Source organism: Halalkalibacter akibai JCM 9157 (assembly GCF_000513135.1).
Lineage (GTDB): Bacteria > Bacillota > Bacilli > Bacillales > Bacillaceae_D > Halalkalibacter > Halalkalibacter akibai.
Genome location: NZ_BAUV01000002.1, coordinates 189,338 through 206,276, shown reverse-complemented (window position 1 = coordinate 206,276; position 16,939 = coordinate 189,338). Strand labels below are relative to the sequence as shown.

At 36.4% G+C, this 16,939-nt stretch carries 18 protein-coding genes and 1 pseudogene; 2 read left to right on the top strand and 17 right to left on the bottom strand.

Annotated features, from left to right (window positions below; all coding sequences use genetic code 11):
* Positions 1 to 67: 67 nt before the first annotated feature.
* The 7 genes from cysC to JCM9157_RS02395 form a co-directional block, all read right to left on the bottom strand.
* Positions 68 to 670, bottom strand: a complete 603-nt coding sequence (cysC, locus tag JCM9157_RS02425) for an adenylyl-sulfate kinase (RefSeq protein ID WP_148296790.1) — start codon at positions 668 to 670, stop codon at positions 68 to 70.
* Between the two features lie 40 nt (positions 671 to 710).
* Positions 711 to 1,787 carry a sulfate permease gene (cysP, locus tag JCM9157_RS02420; protein ID WP_035661679.1) on the bottom strand — a complete coding sequence of 359 codons (1,077 nt, stop codon included), beginning with the start codon at positions 1,785 to 1,787 and terminating at the stop codon, positions 711 to 713.
* A gap of 18 nt (positions 1,788 to 1,805) precedes the next feature.
* A complete protein-coding gene (sat, locus tag JCM9157_RS02415; protein ID WP_035661845.1) occupies positions 1,806 to 2,948 on the bottom strand; it encodes a sulfate adenylyltransferase in 1,143 nt (380 codons plus the stop codon).
* A gap of 75 nt (positions 2,949 to 3,023) precedes the next feature.
* Positions 3,024 to 3,731 (bottom strand): phosphoadenylyl-sulfate reductase, encoded by a 708-nt coding sequence (locus JCM9157_RS02410; RefSeq protein WP_035661677.1) that lies wholly within the window; start codon positions 3,729 to 3,731, stop codon positions 3,024 to 3,026.
* Positions 3,732 to 3,969: 238 nt separating this feature from the next.
* Positions 3,970 to 4,740, bottom strand: a complete 771-nt coding sequence (locus JCM9157_RS02405) for a DUF4097 family beta strand repeat-containing protein (RefSeq protein ID WP_035661675.1) — start codon at positions 4,738 to 4,740, stop codon at positions 3,970 to 3,972.
* 94 nt (positions 4,741 to 4,834) lie between these two features.
* A complete protein-coding gene (locus JCM9157_RS02400; RefSeq protein WP_035661672.1) occupies positions 4,835 to 5,074 on the bottom strand; it encodes a hypothetical protein in 240 nt (79 codons plus the stop codon).
* Between the two features lie 53 nt (positions 5,075 to 5,127).
* Positions 5,128 to 5,565, bottom strand: a complete 438-nt coding sequence (locus tag JCM9157_RS02395) for an SRPBCC family protein (RefSeq protein ID WP_035661669.1) — start codon at positions 5,563 to 5,565, stop codon at positions 5,128 to 5,130.
* A gap of 35 nt (positions 5,566 to 5,600) precedes the next feature.
* Between JCM9157_RS02395 and JCM9157_RS02390 the strand changes: the two genes are divergently transcribed.
* Positions 5,601 to 6,206: a CPBP family intramembrane glutamic endopeptidase gene (locus tag JCM9157_RS02390; protein WP_035661667.1), complete on the top strand. Its 606-nt coding sequence runs from the start codon at positions 5,601 to 5,603 to the stop codon at positions 6,204 to 6,206.
* An 88-nt stretch (positions 6,207 to 6,294) separates the two neighbouring features.
* On the opposite strand, the gene JCM9157_RS02385 is transcribed toward JCM9157_RS02390, so the two are convergent.
* The 8 genes and pseudogenes from JCM9157_RS02385 to mce all read right to left on the bottom strand — a co-directional run bounded on the left by JCM9157_RS02385 (position 6,295) and on the right by mce (position 15,039).
* The gene (locus tag JCM9157_RS02385) at positions 6,295 to 6,732 is read right to left on the bottom strand and encodes a YaaR family protein (protein ID WP_035661664.1); all 438 of its coding nucleotides are present in this window, start codon (positions 6,730 to 6,732) and stop codon (positions 6,295 to 6,297) included.
* A 121-nt stretch (positions 6,733 to 6,853) separates the two neighbouring features.
* Positions 6,854 to 8,230, bottom strand: coding sequence for a flagellin N-terminal helical domain-containing protein (locus JCM9157_RS02380; protein WP_035661663.1), 1,377 nt, complete (start codon positions 8,228 to 8,230; stop codon positions 6,854 to 6,856).
* Between the two features lie 29 nt (positions 8,231 to 8,259).
* Entirely contained in the window at positions 8,260 to 8,682 is a 423-nt protein-coding gene (fliS, locus tag JCM9157_RS02375) for a flagellar export chaperone FliS (RefSeq protein ID WP_035661660.1), read from the bottom strand.
* Between the two features lie 88 nt (positions 8,683 to 8,770).
* Complete coding sequence (locus tag JCM9157_RS02370; protein WP_173401243.1) at positions 8,771 to 9,070, bottom strand: EscU/YscU/HrcU family type III secretion system export apparatus switch protein; 300 nt, start codon at positions 9,068 to 9,070, stop codon at positions 8,771 to 8,773.
* Complete coding sequence (locus tag JCM9157_RS02365; protein WP_052012897.1) at positions 9,067 to 11,670, bottom strand: hypothetical protein; 2,604 nt, start codon at positions 11,668 to 11,670, stop codon at positions 9,067 to 9,069. Before JCM9157_RS02365 ends, JCM9157_RS02370 begins: the two co-directional genes overlap by 4 nt.
* Before the next feature lie 176 nt (positions 11,671 to 11,846).
* Positions 11,847 to 13,036: pseudogene (locus tag JCM9157_RS26180) on the bottom strand (DNA polymerase IV).
* A gap of 391 nt (positions 13,037 to 13,427) precedes the next feature.
* A complete protein-coding gene (locus JCM9157_RS02355) occupies positions 13,428 to 14,552 on the bottom strand; it encodes a M20/M25/M40 family metallo-hydrolase (protein WP_035661659.1) in 1,125 nt (374 codons plus the stop codon).
* A 73-nt stretch (positions 14,553 to 14,625) separates the two neighbouring features.
* A complete protein-coding gene (mce, locus tag JCM9157_RS02350) occupies positions 14,626 to 15,039 on the bottom strand; it encodes a methylmalonyl-CoA epimerase (RefSeq protein ID WP_035661657.1) in 414 nt (137 codons plus the stop codon).
* Between the two features lie 151 nt (positions 15,040 to 15,190).
* On the opposite strand from mce, the gene prli42 reads away from it, so the two are divergent.
* Positions 15,191 to 15,280 carry a stressosome-associated protein Prli42 gene (prli42, locus tag JCM9157_RS24520; RefSeq protein ID WP_156321466.1) on the top strand — a complete coding sequence of 30 codons (90 nt, stop codon included), beginning with the start codon at positions 15,191 to 15,193 and terminating at the stop codon, positions 15,278 to 15,280.
* 66 nt (positions 15,281 to 15,346) lie between these two features.
* Here the strand turns inward: prli42 and JCM9157_RS02345 are convergent, their stop codons facing one another.
* Entirely contained in the window at positions 15,347 to 15,862 is a 516-nt protein-coding gene (locus JCM9157_RS02345) for a L,D-transpeptidase (protein WP_035661654.1), read from the bottom strand.
* Between the two features lie 37 nt (positions 15,863 to 15,899).
* Positions 15,900 to 16,868, bottom strand: a complete 969-nt coding sequence (locus JCM9157_RS02340; protein WP_035661652.1) for an aromatic acid exporter family protein — start codon at positions 16,866 to 16,868, stop codon at positions 15,900 to 15,902.
* Between the last annotated feature and the right edge of the window lie 71 nt (positions 16,869 to 16,939).

Here is a 16,939-nt window from a genome sequence, read left to right as displayed (position 1 = left end):
CCTTTGACTAAAGGCTGGTTTATTGCGCTTTTTTGCATATTCTATACGGTAACATCCTACTTAAGTATTAAAGAATTTTTCTTTCCTTCAAGTAGGCAATGATCGTTTCAACAGATTCCTCGACCGTTTGCTTATCTGAATCAATAATTAACTCAGGTGCATCTGGTTCCTCATATGGAGAGCTAATTCCTGTAAATTCAGGAATTTCACCAGCTCTTGCCTTTTTATATAATCCTTTTGGATCACGTTGTTCACAAGCTTCTAACGAGCAGCGTACATAGACTTCAATAAACTCACCGTCTTCCACAAGCTCACGAACACGATTACGATCTTCTTTGAAAGGTGAAATAAAAGCTGTACAAACAATCGTTCCTGCATCAACGAAAAGTTTTGCGACTTCTCCAATTCTACGAATGTTTTCTTTTCGATCCTCATCACTAAAGCCAAGTCCTTTATTTAATCCGTGTCGAACATTATCTCCGTCTAATACATAGCTGTGTTTTCCTGAGTTAAATAGCTGCTGTTCAAGCGCATTTGCTAAAGTAGATTTCCCTGCACCTGAAAGACCAGTAAACCAAAGAATAACACTGCTGTGACCATTTCTTTCTTGACGCTCTTCTTTTTTAATCGTTGTTTCATGCCATACAATGTTTTGTTTTGACACCGTAATTCCCCCTTATTATAAATAGATATCTATACTGACAATCAGGTTAAATTCCGCCTCCATCATCAAAGGTAGATCTTCTTTCTTGTTTCGCAGATTGATACATGCTATATGCACCACCTGTAGCAATTAAAACGCTTAGAACTACAAACAAAGTGTAATAATCTCCTTGTTTAAAGAGCAAGATGAGTCCATAAGATAAAACAAGTGAAAACAAAGGAGAAACAACCCAAACTTTAATGATCTGTTTTAGAATGCTTTTTTGCCAAAGTCTTAGCCCACCATTAACAGTACCTATTCCGATAATGGCTGAAGTAGTTACCTGTGTTAATGGAACTGGCAAACCAAAAATAGAGGCAGTAATAACTAAAGATCCTCCGGTAATAGAAACTGTACTGCCTTGTAAGAGACTTAATTTCGTAATACGCTTTCCATTCGTTTCAAGCACACGTCCTCCTAATAACAAAGCACCAATTGCTACAAAGAAGCCACCCATTAATATAGCTGGGGTTATGTCCAGAAGTCCAGCTCCAACCAAAGGACCTACCGCATTTGCAACATTGTTCATTCCTGCAGCATAAGCTTCCATACAACCACTTATGATTAAGAGGATTACTAGTGGCTTTTTCCATTTTCCCTTCCCTGTTAGATCAGGGTATTTTTTTTCTAATTTCCTAACTAAAAGTCCAAACACATAAGCTAATAAAAAAGCAACGATCGGGACAATTACCCAAAAAGAAACAATGACAATCAATTTATCAAAAAAGAGATTTTGATAAGCTATTCCTGCCCCTACAATAGCTCCTACCACTACTTCACTAGTGGACAAAGGAATTCCTAATAAATTAGCTATAAATAAAGAAAGACAAGCAGCAGCTAAAATAATAATAACTATTTCCACATCAACAATGGAAGTGGGAATAATCCCACTTCCTATTGTTCGAACTACCTCACCACCAGCCAGCGCACCTAGAAAAGCAAAAACACCAACTAAAAGCATTGCATTTCTTTTTTTCGGAATCGCACCGCTACCGTAGGCAGGTCCCATCGCCGCAGCTGTTCCACTTGCTCCTATGTTCATTGCAAAGAAACAAGCAATGATAATTGCGACAATGGTTAACATATTTTATCTTCCTTCCTATTAGGCATGAACTTTCTGCATACCACGAATTAATACTTCCACAACTTCTTTTCTGCTGAACTCAGGTGGTGGTACTACCCCTTCAGATAACATCTGACGGACTTTCGTACCAGATAAAACCACATGATCTTCTTTAGTATGTGGGCATGTTTTAGTTGAAGCCATATTTCCGCACGCTTTACAAAAGAAACTATGCTCAAAGAAAAGCGGCTCGATTGCTAATTCTCCTTCTTCGAATTCGGAGAAAATTAATTGTGCATCATATGTTCCGTAATAATCACCAACACCTGCATGGTCACGACCAACGATAAAATGTGTACATCCATAATTTTGACGAACAATCGCATGAAAAATAGCTTCACGTGGTCCGGCATAGCGCATTGCAGCAGGGAAAACAGCTAAAAACACTCGATCTTTAGGATAGTATTTCTCAAGCAATACTTCGTAGCTTTCCATTCGAACATCGGCCGGAATGTCATCAGACTTCGTTTCGCCAACAAGCGGATTTAAGAAAAGACCGTCAACAATTTCTAGTGCTGATTTTTGAATGTATTCATGTGCACGGTGAACTGGGTTACGAGTTTGAAATCCAACAATGCGTTTCCAGCCTAATTCTGCAAATTTAGCACGTGTTTCTACTGGATCAAGGTAATAGGATTCAAAACGTTCATGCTTCACTCGTTTCGTAAGGGTGATCTCTCCTCCTACATAAACAGAAGGTCTCTCAAACATTTTACTAACACCAGGATGAGCGTCATCATTTGCACGATAAACTTTTTCTGCTTCGACTTGTTTATTAGGAGTAAAAATATCAGAAACAACAATCACTCCAAATGTTTCATTATTGAATGTTAGTTTAACTTTTTCTCCTGTTACAAGCTCAGCTGCTTTTTCCTCTGTAACCGGTAGTGTAACTGGAATACTCCAGACCGTTCCGTTTGCTAATCGCATGTTTTGTACAACTGATTCATAGTCTTCTTTTCCTAAAAATCCAGTTAAAGGACTAAATGCTCCAATTCCAATGAGTTCTAAGTCAGATAGAGAGAATGCATCTAACTCAATCTCCTTTGTTACATTAGTCAAATCATAATTAGCATCAAACTTGTTTATTAATGTACCTCCATGTGCTTGAATCATCATCATCTTCCTTTCAGTTATATGAAATTTTGTCACAAATAGCTGTATCTATTTATGTAAACCCACTCCTAAAAGTGAGCGTTACTTATGCAAACCACATTCTGTTTTTTCTGAGTTAGCCCAGCGACCACTTCTCGGATCTCCTCCCTCAGCAACAGGCTTCGTACAATATTCACAACCTATACTTGGGTAGCTTTTATCATGCAGGTCATTATAAGGAAGCTTGTGCAGTTTAATATACATCCAGATCTCTTCCTCGGTCCAATGAATCAGTGGGCAAACCTTTATCGACTTAAAACGGTTATCCTGATTAACGAATTGAGTATTCACTCTAGTTGGAGATTGTTCCCGGCGCAAACCTGAAATCCAAGCATTATACTTATCTAATTCACGCTGAAGCGGAACAAGTTTTCTAACATTGCAACAGGCATCAGGGTCACGTTCCCATAAACGGTCACCATGTTTCTCAGCTTGCTGTTCAGGAGTTATCTCCGGCTTAGCTAACTCAATATTTAGCGAAGGATAACGGGCCTTCACCTTATCAATTAGTTCATAAGTCTCTTTAAAATGAAAGTCTGTATCAAGGAAGACAATAGTAGCATCCTTTTTTACTTTGCTAATTAGATCAATTAATACCATTCCTTCCGCACCAAACGAACAGGAATAAACAAGCTTATCTCCAAATGAGTTATATGCCCATTTCAGAACTTCTAATGAATCTTTTCTCTCTAGTTCTTTATTAATAGCCTGGTAATCTTCAGTTTGTAAGCTGTTATAATTTAACTTCATACTTTCACTCCTTTTTTCGTTGTAAATTTTTAATTCAGAGTCAAATACTCGACAATAACTTAATACGTACTAATATTGCTTTAGTTTACATTTATTTTAATTCCATGTAATTTGATATGTTTTATTAGTTTAATAGTATTCTATCCATCCTATTCAAAAAAGTCAATACAGTTTCCACTCTATAAAGAAGTTTTAAAATAAGAAAAAAGCGTACAGATCAAACCTGTACACTTTTTTATCAATTACGGTTGGCTAATGGTGCTATAATATTATCTATATTTACTGTTCCATCCCGACTTTCTAGTATCGTAACATTTCCAATAACCTGATTTATATTTATATTACCAACACCACTTCTTACCGTGATGTCTCCTTCATGCTCTTCTATATCTACCGGCCCAGAACCTGCAATAAGATTGACTGATCCTACAGATTGGACAAGCTTTGTTATTCCAGCATTATTGTTAATGATCATGTCTCCGACAACTTCTTCTAGCGTTGCATCCCCTGCTCCATCAGTAATCTTTATATTCCCTATGATATCATTTAGAAAAAGATGATTCGTTCCATGTTGAATGTTCAGATCAGAGCGCATAGATTCTACTCTTAATTGACCCTCGTTTTGACGATAATCTACCACTAAATTATTAGGCATCTCTATGTTTAGGTGTATAAAACCTTGTTCTGGGTTATTCCCCCGCTTAACGGAAGTTTTCAGTACAGCTTGACTTCCATCTGCACTTAAGTCAACGGTTAGATTTTCTTTTATAAAATCTTGTGCGTGTTCAGCGCTCTCATCGCTCCATGCTGTGAAAGTAGCAGTAACCGAAATCTGATCAGACTCACCCCCGGTAATACGAACGTCACCCTCATCATGGTTAATTTGAATGGCAATAAGGTCCGTTGCATCTAATGTATAGGTTTGCTCATACTCTTCTGTAATAATGTTACAGCCAGTAAGAGCAATTAGGCTAAAGGCTACTAGTAACCCACTTATAACTTGTTTCATCAGTTTGTTTCTCTCCTGTCTTTTGTTACATATCCTTTAGTGTATCGAAAATAAGTACAGGATGCTATCTAAACAGAAGGAATTCACTGTTTAGTCACTTTTTAATAAAAGGAATTACTTCTGCAGGAGGGTTACTCATTTTAATATATTCTACTTTATAGCCTTCTTTCTGGCGTTTTTCAAACGTACTTTTAGATATTGGCCTTGGTGCTGACCAGTCTAAGGATTCAATTTTTTCCCAAGAGTCATGGGTGATTACCTCAAGCTTATAGTAATATTGATTACCTGACGGATAAGATTTACATACATATTTTACGGTTTGTTTTGAATGCATAAGAGCCACTCCTTCTGGTTCTAGCTTTACCAGATAGAGTTAGATTAAAACGATTAAAATGACTTAAAATGGGTATGCAATGCTTTTTCCCTTCCTTTAAACATTCCATTTAAAATAGGCTTTATCATAAAATTAGGGAGTACTGATTTACACACGACATGGTCTTCCATAAGCGTTGTATTTCCTGTTTGACTAAATGCATGAACATGTGACCATTGAATAAATGGAAAAGGTAGCTTGATTCCATCATCAACAAATTGGTTAGGCTTTTGGACATCTCTAATAAGTGAGACCCATTTCATTTTAATCCAACCGAATGAAAGCACCATTTCGATTTTATTTCCTTCCATCGTTCTAGGATCGGAAACAATGTTTACTTGCGGAAATTGCGTTATTTTTGATAAATTAGTAGCTGAAGAAAAAAAGCTCCACACCTCTTCGATTGGCGCATTAATCTTTGTTGTATAAGTAAAATTAATAGAATTTCTCATTTCTCTCTCCTCACTCACTACTAAAGGTGGATAACATGAAACAAGATCGTTATTTTTATATTGGTATTCTTCTTGCACTAGGATTATTGACTTTAAGCTTTAATTTGACCTTGAATGCGTTTTGGACTACTTTTCCTATAGCACTCTCCCTTCTCTCCATTTGGAGTTGGATTTTTGAGAAGCATAATATAACTTTTCCAAGAATCTCCTTGATTACAATTGCATTGGGCACAGGTTTAGCCTTATATGGTCTTTTTGCACTTGGTAAGTGGTTTCTCCTCTATAATGGTATTCCTTTATTGACTGAACTTGAAACTCTTTATCAATTAGTGCAGCCAACCGGTTTTCTTAACTTTCTCTTCTTATTTGTCATTATCATACCTGGAGAAGAGTGGTTTTGGCGAGGCTTTATCGTTAAAAGATTAATGAACCAAACATCTGATATTCACGCTGCTTTAATTGGGACATTGCTCTATGCAGGTTGTCATTTAGTCACAGGAAGTCTATTACTTGTATTAGCTGCCTTAATCGCAGGTTTAATTTGGAGTTTCCTCTATGTAAAAACAAACAACATCTGGGTACCCATTGTTTCTCATGTAACGTTTAACTTATTGCTTTTAATTTTATTTCCTCTAATTTAATAGGTTTTCGCACTTTTTTATTTAGTAATATGAAGCATTACAATCCGTTCAATAAAAAAGGAGACTCATGCATGTTTGAGTCTCCTTTTTAAGCATATATGTTTACGAGCAAGCCTTTAATCTCACCAACCATATTTAAAATATCCAATCCTTTTTTTTGCTTCTCGAGGACGGCATCCGTTAAATCTAATAACTTACGATCTACCTCTTGAACAATTTTATAAATCTTTGTACGGCCTCTTCGATTAAACCCACGGCGTTCCTCTAGGCTTAAGCCAAATTGAACAGCGTCCTCCATAAACTCTTTTACGAGCTGCTTGTACTTTCTAAGCTCATCAACGGTTCTTGTTTCAGCTAACACTTTGCCTTGGTCGTCTATTTTATGCATCAATTGAGCCAAGCGCTCATATGCCTTTTCATCTCGTTGCTTTCCCATCACTTCTTGAAAGGAAACTTTTGCTTCAGGTCCTGTTTTCTTGCTTTCAACACGATTCAACCCTGTTTTACCTATTCGTTGGACATCCATTTTCACACCTTCTTTCAAATATCGATCTTTGACTGTAGTGTATCACAAATTTATAATCTAAACCGAAATAAGCTAAAATTGAAAAACGACGAGAAGAATTTGGTTCTTCTCGTCATTCATATTATTGTAGAAGTTGTAACACGCCTTGAGGTAATTGATTCGCTTGAGCTAACATAGCTGTAGCGGATTGATTCAAAATGTTGTTACGAGTAAATTCCGTCATTTCAAGCGCCATATCAGCGTCACGAATTCGAGATTCAGAAGCTGTTAAGTTCTCATGAGTTACTTGTAGGTTATTAATTGTGTGTTCCATACGATTTTGAACAGCCCCGAGTTTTGCACGAGCTTCAGATACTCTGTTAATAGCTTGATCTAGTTGGAAAATGGCTTTATTTGCTCCGTCGTTTGTTGTAACATCAACCGCTTCAATTCCAAGTGTTACAACATCCATACGAGGAATGTCAATCATAACATTTTGGTTTGTATTCGGTCCGATTTGGAATGCTAGCGCGTTGTTTGTTAGGGAGAATTTTGTATTTCCATCGACAATATCATTATTGTATGAGAATTCCATTCCTCCATGACGAAAAACACCGTTGTTACTCGTCAACGTCTTGGCAGCAGTTAAAGTACTTCCATCTTTAGAGATAGTTAAACTCGCCTCTTGCTCTATCGACACCTTTACTGTTCCATTACCATTCACTCTTGAGATGTCTATCGCAACTCCACCAATAGTATCAAAAGTTGGTTCTGTCGGCATATTCACCGACTTAGTTTCAATAGATAATCCATCCGGTCCGACAACTTCAATTCTAGCAGAGGTAACTCCGTTGTCAGTCGCAAACTCACGAATGTTAATTGTGTATTCTCCAAATGCTTGCGAAGTGCTAGGTTCAGCTAATTTTATAAAATCTGGGTTAGTTAAGCCAGCGACCGGTTGATTTATCTTAACGACTTCTCTACTATTTACAACATTTACAGTATATTCGCCGCTTTTTAAATTAGCATCAAGTACTTTTGGCACTCCCATTACCTTTGTCACATTATCAGCATCAACGTTTATCGACGTCAACACCGCACTAGAACCATTCAACAATTTACGAGTATTAAATTCCGTCTTTTCTGAAATATCATCAATCTCTAATTTCAATTGCTCGATTTCTTTTTGAATTTGCTCACGATCATAAGCTGTGTTTGTGTCATTTGCTGCTTGTACAGCTAATTCACGCATACGTTGAAGCATAGTGTGTGCTTCTTGCATCGCACCCTCAGATGTTTGCATAAGTGAAATTCCGTCCATTGCATTTCTCTCAGCCATTTTTAAGCCGCGGATTTGTGAACGCATTTTTTCAGAAATTGCAAGTCCTGCCGCATCATCTGAAGCACGGTTGATACGTAATCCAGAAGATAATTTTTCAAGATTTCTGGAAGTATTAAATTGATTTTGATGTAGGTTACGGTAAGCATTTAATGCTTGAATATTATTATTAATTTTCACGTAGAGGACATCCCTTCAACATTTTTTATTTATTCGTAAACGGAGCTACTTTCATAAGCTAAAGCTTTTCTTTTCGTCGCTTGCGTCAAACTATCACGTTTAGTTTTCATTGCTTCATTCCAAGAAGACATTAACATCGTCACAAGCTTGATCACTTCTTCAATAATGCTCGCATCTTTTGTAAAATTTGCTTCAATGATTTTATCAGCGATATAGTTATAAACTTGATCTAATTGATCAGCAATAATCCCCGCTTCATAATTCAGGCCGGAACCAAGTCGATGAATGATGTCGATTGCTTTTTTTAATTTCTCGTTAACTTCTATAAAATTTTTATTGTTTATCTCAATGATTGCTGTTTCTAAATTGGTTAGACACGCTTCGTATAATAAAGAGGTTAACTCTTGTGATGTTTTTTGATGAAGCGCTTCGTTCGTCAGGAACGTGGTCAAACCGTCCACCTCCAGCTATTATTAAACTCCATGTATTTTTTACTTCTTAGAACTTCTATTAATAGTATCGGAGAGTAATAGATAATGTTTAATACTTTTTTTCCATTTCTTCAATTAAAAGAAGAACTTCAGCCATAACTGAGTATAGTTGTGGAGGAATATTATCCCCTAAATCCATATCAAGTAGATTTTCGACGAGCAACGGATCTTCTTGCATTTGAACTTGATTTTTTTTAGCTAACTCAATAATCTGATTGGCAACGTGCCCTTTACCTTGAGCTACTACTTTCGGTGCACCACCATTTTCTTCGTCATAACGAATGACTGCTGCTGTTGGTCCATTGATTTGTTTTCGTACTTTATGATTAAAGTGTTTAGTAACCATCATATTTTAAAATCAAACCCTTTCTCCGTGTATACTGGTTGTTGACGAAGTTTTTGCTCTTGCTGTTCGTTATTCAGCATTTTTTCCTCTGTTGTTAGCTGGGCATACTTAATCCCATTTATGCTATAACCGATTTCTGTTAAATTTTCGACGGTCATTTGTACAAGCGGAGCCATCTTGAATTGAAAATCCTGGTTATCATTTTTAATGGTAACCGATAACTGCTTTTCAATAGCCGATACCGATATTCCTATTTCTCCCATTTTCGGGGTTTCCATTAGAAAATAAAGACTGCAGTTCTCCCAGTCCACTTGTTGGCCTTCATTTCTGGAATTAACAAACACTTGAAGGTTTTCGACTTTGTCTTCTAATAGAAAAGGTAGTTGTAGAACCATACTCTGCAAATTACCTTGTTGATCTGATCGGCTTAATAATTGTTGTCCTGTGACATTAGATAGCGCTTGTGAAGCAAGTTGTTGAGCTCTTGATCCTTCATCTTCACCTCGTGCTAATTGCATCAAAGTCGATTTAAGATTTCGTTCACTCGAATCTTGAAGCTCTCTGTTAGAAACAAGAAGTTGAGCTAATTCACTGTCACGGTTTAAGCCTGCCGTTCTGACCATTTCAAACATGGCTCTAGGCGACCCCTCTTGTATTGGTCCCCGTGCCAAATCACTATATTGACTTGCAAAAGCTTGTCTAGGTAATTGCATGTCACTTAATGCTTTCTCACTAGCAGCTGTATAATGCTTCACCTTTGTATCTGAAGGTTGAAAAATAAGTTTATCGACTAGTTGTTTCACATCCTGGACAATTCGATTTGCCTCTGTATGCTTTCCACGTGAAAGTAATTTTTTAGCTTCTGCTAATTGACTACTTGCAACCATTAATTGCTTTTCCGTTTTCATATCTGCTAACTGCATCATTTCACTTTTTAAAATCGCTTGATCTAACTTTTTAATAGTCGTTTCTAATAGTGGTTTTGCAACTGGCTGTGCCAAATTGCGAAATTGTTCAATCTGTCTATTAACTTGGTCGAGATTTCTAGAAATTTCTCGTTGTAATTGTTTGAAATCGGATGTCATTTGAGCTAATTTCTCCGTTACCGTTGTAACAGCAATTGACTTACTACTCATATTTACACTCGTTTGAAACAATTCATTATTAATATAAGCATTATTATCCATTTGTGGACGATTTACTTCTGTCGATTTAATTTGCTCTTCGACTCTATTAATAAAAGCAGCAATCTCTTGTCGCGCTTTGATTTCCCTTCCTTGTTGTTGAAACTCTTTTGCCGTTTCTAACACTTGAAGCAACTCAGATTTAACACTTCCAGATTGAGTATTGAACAACAAATCAATCTTCTGAACTGCTTTCTCATAATTCGCCTCTTTTTGTAAAACATTTTTACTTTCTGTTATTGCTTCCTGTAAAACAGTTGATTCTACCACATTAGAAGTTAAATTAGTTGTAACTTGATTTACTGCCTGAGCTAATCTCGTTCTGGCATTCTCTTGCAACTGTTCTGATTGTTTTAATACTTTACTCACTTGTTCTTGAATATCCTTAGCGAATCCTTCACGTGTTAATTTATCAATCTGATCTCGAACAGGTTGAGTTAATCCTTCTCTTTGAATTAACTTATTTGCCTCTTTTACAATCCCCTGCTCAACAGGGTTAGTTTTATCAACACTTTGATTTAGTACCTGCAATACTCTGTCTTTTGATACTTGATCAAGATATTTAGACTCCGTAACTGCTCGCTCGATTACACGATTAGAATCCGGATCTAACCTATTCATTGTTTGTTGAACGCGATCAGCAGCTCTTGAAACAGATGGATCTTTTATAATCAGATCTTTAGCTTGATTCAATTGATCTTGTATACTAGTTACTTGATTTTGACGTGCATTTGATGAGACTTGTAACTCTTGACTTCCTCTATTATTAGACTGATTTCTGTCAGTAACATTTACCAGATCCGATGATTGATTCGTTCGTTCTCTAACAGGTGCTTCTACTTTAAAATCTCGATCCATTTCTTTTGCAAGATCGTTTAATACTTCATTCAAAGGTCTCCCATGTAACGATTCATGAACACTACGTAAAATAGTCGGGGTTATATCAAGACGCTTATTCACAACTGCTTGTACAGTTTGAAGACGTGTTTCCGTTTTTCCCTCATTTAGAAATTTTTGTAGATCTGAAACAGCCTCTTTCGAAAGTGGCATTCCTTTTTCCATTATCATTGCAACGGCTTGACGCAATTCTGTCGTAGGTTGTTGCACACCCAATGAACGTAAACTTTGACTGACACTTTCCCGGTCTATCTTCTGTGCTTGAGGAATTGATCGACTTTCTTCAATCGCCTTTACTACTACTACATCATTAGATGCGTTTACTACTTGTATGGATATCCTATCTGTTTTAGGAAATTCACCGTCAAACTTCACATTGACTTCACGGCCACGAATCGAAAGAACTGCTTCATCTTTCCCCGTTTGTTCTTTCACTGTAGCTCGGTATATTTCTCCATCCTTAACTTGTTGTAGCTTATCTATTGGCTGTCCAGATGTGTGAAGATGATGTTGAATTTGCATGTATGTTCACGCTCCGCTCTTTCAATCTTGTTAAAGTTCTTCTACCAAGAACATGCAATGAGCGATCCCTTATTAAGTCCTAGAGTAGTTATTTTACAAATCATAGGTCTTTTTTGAGAAAATCATTGCACCCGTATTTCTTATTACTGATATTATCGGTACGAATGACTTACTTGTTAACCTTTTTCCTCTTCTTGTTTCTTCCAACCTTTATGAACAATGTTTTCACCAAACTTTTCTTGAAGTTTGATCATTGTCTCATTCAATTCATGCCTTTTTTCATCTTCCTTATATGTAAAGAGATCCAGTTGTTTATAAGCGTGTTTTTTTTCAATCAGATCATAAGTACTAATTCCTAACAGTCTTATTTTTTCTTCGTTCCATGCTTTGTTAAATAATAGTCTAGCTTCTCTCAATAACTCTTCTTCATTTTGGATTGGATTCAGTAGCTTGCGACTTTTGGTTATCATTTTCCAATTGTGATAACGAATCGTAAGTTGTACCCCACCAGCAAAGAGATCCTTTTTCCTTAACCGAGTTTGGACACGCTTTGCTAATTGCTCAAGAGTCGATTGAATTAACGTCATATTGTTTGTATCTGCCCTTAAGGTTGTTGAATGCCCAATTGATTTATAATCTGAATAAGCATGTGGATTAACCGGTCGATCATCATGACCATTCGCTCTTCTTTTCAGTTCCATCGCACGATCTCCAAACTTTTTACTAAGCAGTTCATCACTAGCTCTTGCTAAATCACCAATTGTTACAATATTATTTTTAATCCATTTATCAACAGTCCTTTTCCCAATTCCATGCATTTCTTGAATAGCAAGGGCCAAAGAAGCTTATCAATGTCTCTTTTCCGAAGAATCGTTATTCCATTCGGCTTTTTCATATCACTTGCCATCTTGGCTAGAAACTTATTTGGCGCAATCCCAATACTACACGGTAAATTTAGCTCAGAAGATATTCTTTCTTGAATCGCTTCAGCGAGTTTAACCGGATGTATTTCTTTTAAGTAAGATGTAACATCTAAATACCCTTCATCAATCGAGACTTGTTGAACTAAAGGAGTATACGAAAATAAAATACTAAATAACGCGTTAGAAGCTTCTCTATAACGATCACCATTTGGTTTAAGTACAATTAAATTAGGGCAGAGCTTTTTTGCTTGCCAAAGTGGCATCGTTGTCTTTACACCTTTTGCTCTTGCCTCATAACTACTCGTTATTATAATTCCTCTTCTCTCTTCTGGATTACCAGCAATAGCTACTGGTTTTCCTTTTAAGGTAGGATTATGAGCAATTTCAACCGAGGCAAAAAAGCTATTCATATCTAAATGAAAGATTACTCGTACGTGACTCATCCTTCCCCCTCCTCATCTACTATTATAACTAGCGTACGTTTAATAACAAAAGATGTGTACAGTTGATATCTTGTGTTCCTTAAAGTAAGTTTGTATTAAGTCAAAGTAAAGGAAGTGAGATAAGGAATAGAAAAGATCTAAAAGGGTCTATCCATTATTCTGGTTTATACAAACATATCTTACTTATTCATAATCATTATCATAAAAACAATAAAACATTAACTATTTCTGAAATCTCAGGAATAACGGGTGACTCCCGAGGAACATATTTTTAGAAAGCATGGAATATGGACGCTACCAAATGTATAAGCCCATTCATTAATGACTGAACCTGACTGAAATAAAAAAGGTTATCTCGAAAGTCTTCTGACTTTCGAGATAACCTTTACTTTTATTTTTGAGCAACTTCTTTTATTACAGCAACGACTGCTTCAGATAGTTTTACTAGTTCAGCAATTGGCATCCGTTCATTCTTTGTGTGAATTTCTTCATAACCTACTGCTAAATTAACAGTCGGAACTCCATGTCCGGCAAAGATATTTGCGTCACTTCCTCCACCGCTTTGAAGCAGTTGTGGAGTTCGCCCAATAGCTGACATAGCCTTTTTAGCTACCTCTACTACTTCATCACCGTCACCGAGCTTGAAACCAGGATACATAATTTCAATGTCCACTTCTGCCGTTGTACCCATTTCTTTGGCTGTAGACTCAAATGCTTCTTTCATTTTAGCCACTTGCGCATTCATTTTTTCAGCAACCAATGATCTTGCTTCTGCTAGAATCGCAACATGGTCACAAACGATATTCGTTTGGGTTCCACCTTCAAAGCGACCAATATTAGCTGTTGTCTCTTCGTCAATGCGACCAAGTGGCATTTTTGAAATTGCTTTTGCAGCAACTGTTATAGCGGAGATCCCTTTTTCAGGAGCAACACCTGCATGAGCGGTCTTTCCAAGAACTGTTGCTTTAACTTTAGCTTGAGTAGGCGCTGCTACAATAATGTTTCCAACAGAACCGTCACTATCTAGTGCAAAACCGTATTTTGCTTTTAATAGTGTAGGATCAAGAACTTTAGCCCCATTTAAACCTGATTCTTCTCCTACTGTAATAATAAATTGAATCGTACCATGCTCAATATTTTGCTCTTTTAACACACGAATCGCTTCAAACATGGCAGCTATTCCGGCTTTATCATCTGCACCAAGAATCGTAGTCCCATCCGTTACAACATATCCATCTTTAATAGAAGGTTTAACTCCAACACCTGGTACAACTGTGTCCATATGTGAAGTGAAGTAAATAGAATCAACTGTGTCTTTTAACGTTCCTTCAAGGGTACAGATTAAATTACCAGCAGCATGTTCTGTTTTGCTCGCTGCATCGTCTTCTATGACATGTACACCTAAGTCTTCAAATTTCTTTTTTAAAATAGGTGCGATTATGTCTTCATACTTTGTTTCTGAATCAATTTGAACTAGTTCAAGAAATTCCTCTACTAAACGTTTTTCATTTATCATAATTGGCCTCCAATTAAAGTCTCATACTAAATGGTAACTGTCTTATTTAGAAAGCGCAAGCAAGAAGAAGCTTTTACTCCTTTTCACAAAATTCATACAATACGCCTTTTGCTGATTTAGGATGAAGAAAAGCAACTTTTGCTCCACCTGCTCCTATTACTGGATTTTCATGAATCATCTGAAGCCCGAACTCTTTTATTTCCGCAATTCTTTCCTCGATGTTGTTCACTCCCAATGCTACATGATGAATGCCTTCTCCTCTTTTTTTTATAAACTGAGCAATTGGACTTTGATCATTCAAAGGTTCTAGCAATTCAATCTTAGATTCTCCTATTTGTAAAAAAGCTACCTTCACACCTTGCGAATGAACTTCTTCCATTGCAACTAAAGGTAAATGTAATTGTTTCGTATAAAATGGTAGCGACTCTTCGATTGATATAACTGCAATTCCAATATGGTCGATTTTTTTCGGATTATTATTACTCAAAGATCTCTCTCCTTTTACAACTAGTTAATTCAATTATCTTTCTCTAATTAACAACTAATCTCCTGCTTTTATTTGGTATTTATAATAAGCACTTGTCCTATAGCAAATAGTCAAGTAAAATAGAGTAAGGTATTAATAAGGAGGGTTTCTTATGCCACGTAAATTTCAAAAAGCAGTCATCTATCTTATGATTATCACTATGGTTCTTGGTACCCTTTTAATGGGTGTATCTTTCTTCTAAAAAAATGATTGATTAATGAAATAACCCCCTGGTTCATTTAGAACCAGGGGGTTTCTACGTTCCACGTTAAGATTCAATCGCTCCAAAAGATTGTGCAACTTCAATAAATGTTTCCTCTTTATTAGTGATGTAGATCTTAGTGCCTAGTGGAATTTCATCAAAAAGCTTTTCAACTATTTCGTTAGGTAATCTAATACACCCACCTGTAACTGCTTGGCCGATTGAATCAGGACGATTCGTGCCATGAATCCCAAAAATTCGGCCATCCGTATCATTGGCATTAAAACCGATCCACCTTGTACCTAATGGATTATTAGGGTCTCCTCCAGGTATGTCTTTTTTTCGATAATAAGGATCTTTAGCTTTAACAATGATTGAAAAAGTACCGGTCGGTGTTTCGTCTCCGTCTTTACCCGTTGCTACTTTGTATACTTCTTGAATATCACCATCGTTAATGTAAGCTAATTCATTGGACTCAACGTTTACGATTAAAAATGGATCTCCAACTGTTGGATTTTCTCCAAGTGGCCAGATAGGAGAGACAACTAACATGGTTAACAAAGATAAGAGTGTGAGTTTCATAAACAATTCCTCCCTTAACTTTTTTGTTAGTTTCTCCTTATAATTTCTTTTTATCCGCTTCATTCCATAATCTGTCTTTAATATGTAGATACTCTTCTAGTTCATGCATGATATAAACCAAAGCTGACCGCACTTCAAATTCTTCTCTTGTTGTCGGTAAAGGCATGTCTTCAAACCCTTTCCTCATTAACCTTAGTCTTTCTAAAAAATATGGAACACGATTTGCTGGACTTACCGAACGGCTTAATTCTTCCAAGAAATTAGCAACAGTCTCACTTTGTTCTACTGTATGATGAATTTTTGAAACAAATGGCATTAATCTTTCTAAAATCTCAAACTGCTTTTCACGCATCTTAAAATAATAATAATATTGGTCTTCATACCGCAATATATGGTTATGAATGTTTTGTATGGCTAAGTTCTTTCCCTTTTGTAATAAATCTACAGTTTCCGGTATCTCCTTCCCATCCCATTCACTTTCTCCTTTCCTTAGGTAAACCGATAATTCAAACAAGATCGTTTTAAAATGGTTTTCGATCTCTTGATGATAATGCCTTAAAGCCAAATCACTACTTGGCATATATAGGTTCATTAAAAGGGCTACTCCTATTCCTATAATAATTAATAAAATTTCATTAACTATTAAAGCAAAAGATATTTCTGTAACTGTGTAAAGATGGAGGATAATAACAGAACTTGTTGCAATTCCAGCATTCATTTTCAACATAACGACAATAGGAATAAACAGTAATATAATAAGGGCTAATGTCCAGGGGTGATAACCAATAAGTTCAAATAAAGTACCACTAATTGCGATTCCAATGAAACAGGCTACCAACCGAGCCCAAGACACTTGAAGTGAATCCCTTCGTGTAACAGATATACAAAGAACCGTAATGATAGCTGCTGAACCATAAAATTCAAGGTTTAAGGCTTGAGCAATGGCTACAGCTAAGCCTGCACCGACGGCCGTCTTTAGTGTTCTATACCCAATTTTAAATGACATAGACTCCCCCATAAAATGAACTTTTGTTTAGTTTATCATGAATCTTAATTCTCTATAATCTAAAAAGGGAT

What these genes read in the sequence shown, in the direction of transcription:
- JCM9157_RS02385 (WP_035661664.1), bottom strand. Translation starts at nt 6,732, where the DNA reads ATGGATGTCCAACGAATAGGTAAAACAGGGTTGAATCGTGTTGAAAGC.
- JCM9157_RS02365 (WP_052012897.1), bottom strand. Translation starts at nt 11,670, where the DNA reads ATGCAAATTCAACATCATCTTCACACATCTGGACAGCCAATAGATAAG.
- prli42 (WP_156321466.1), top strand. Translation starts at nt 15,191, where the DNA reads ATGCCACGTAAATTTCAAAAAGCAGTCATCTATCTTATGATTATCACT.
- JCM9157_RS02390 (WP_035661667.1), top strand. Translation starts at nt 5,601, where the DNA reads ATGAAACAAGATCGTTATTTTTATATTGGTATTCTTCTTGCACTAGGA.
- JCM9157_RS02340 (WP_035661652.1), bottom strand. Translation starts at nt 16,868, where the DNA reads ATGTCATTTAAAATTGGGTATAGAACACTAAAGACGGCCGTCGGTGCA.
- JCM9157_RS02405 (WP_035661675.1), bottom strand. Translation starts at nt 4,740, where the DNA reads ATGAAACAAGTTATAAGTGGGTTACTAGTAGCCTTTAGCCTAATTGCT.
- JCM9157_RS02345 (WP_035661654.1), bottom strand. Translation starts at nt 15,862, where the DNA reads ATGAAACTCACACTCTTATCTTTGTTAACCATGTTAGTTGTCTCTCCT.
- JCM9157_RS02355 (WP_035661659.1), bottom strand. Translation starts at nt 14,552, where the DNA reads ATGATAAATGAAAAACGTTTAGTAGAGGAATTTCTTGAACTAGTTCAA.
- JCM9157_RS02400 (WP_035661672.1), bottom strand. Translation starts at nt 5,074, where the DNA reads ATGCATTCAAAACAAACCGTAAAATATGTATGTAAATCTTATCCGTCA.
- JCM9157_RS02410 (WP_035661677.1), bottom strand. Translation starts at nt 3,731, where the DNA reads ATGAAGTTAAATTATAACAGCTTACAAACTGAAGATTACCAGGCTATT.
- JCM9157_RS02370 (WP_173401243.1), bottom strand. Translation starts at nt 9,070, where the DNA reads ATGATGGTTACTAAACACTTTAATCATAAAGTACGAAAACAAATCAAT.
- sat (WP_035661845.1), bottom strand. Translation starts at nt 2,948, where the DNA reads ATGATGATGATTCAAGCACATGGAGGTACATTAATAAACAAGTTTGAT.
- cysP (WP_035661679.1), bottom strand. Translation starts at nt 1,787, where the DNA reads ATGTTAACCATTGTCGCAATTATCATTGCTTGTTTCTTTGCAATGAAC.
- JCM9157_RS02395 (WP_035661669.1), bottom strand. Translation starts at nt 5,565, where the DNA reads ATGAGAAATTCTATTAATTTTACTTATACAACAAAGATTAATGCGCCA.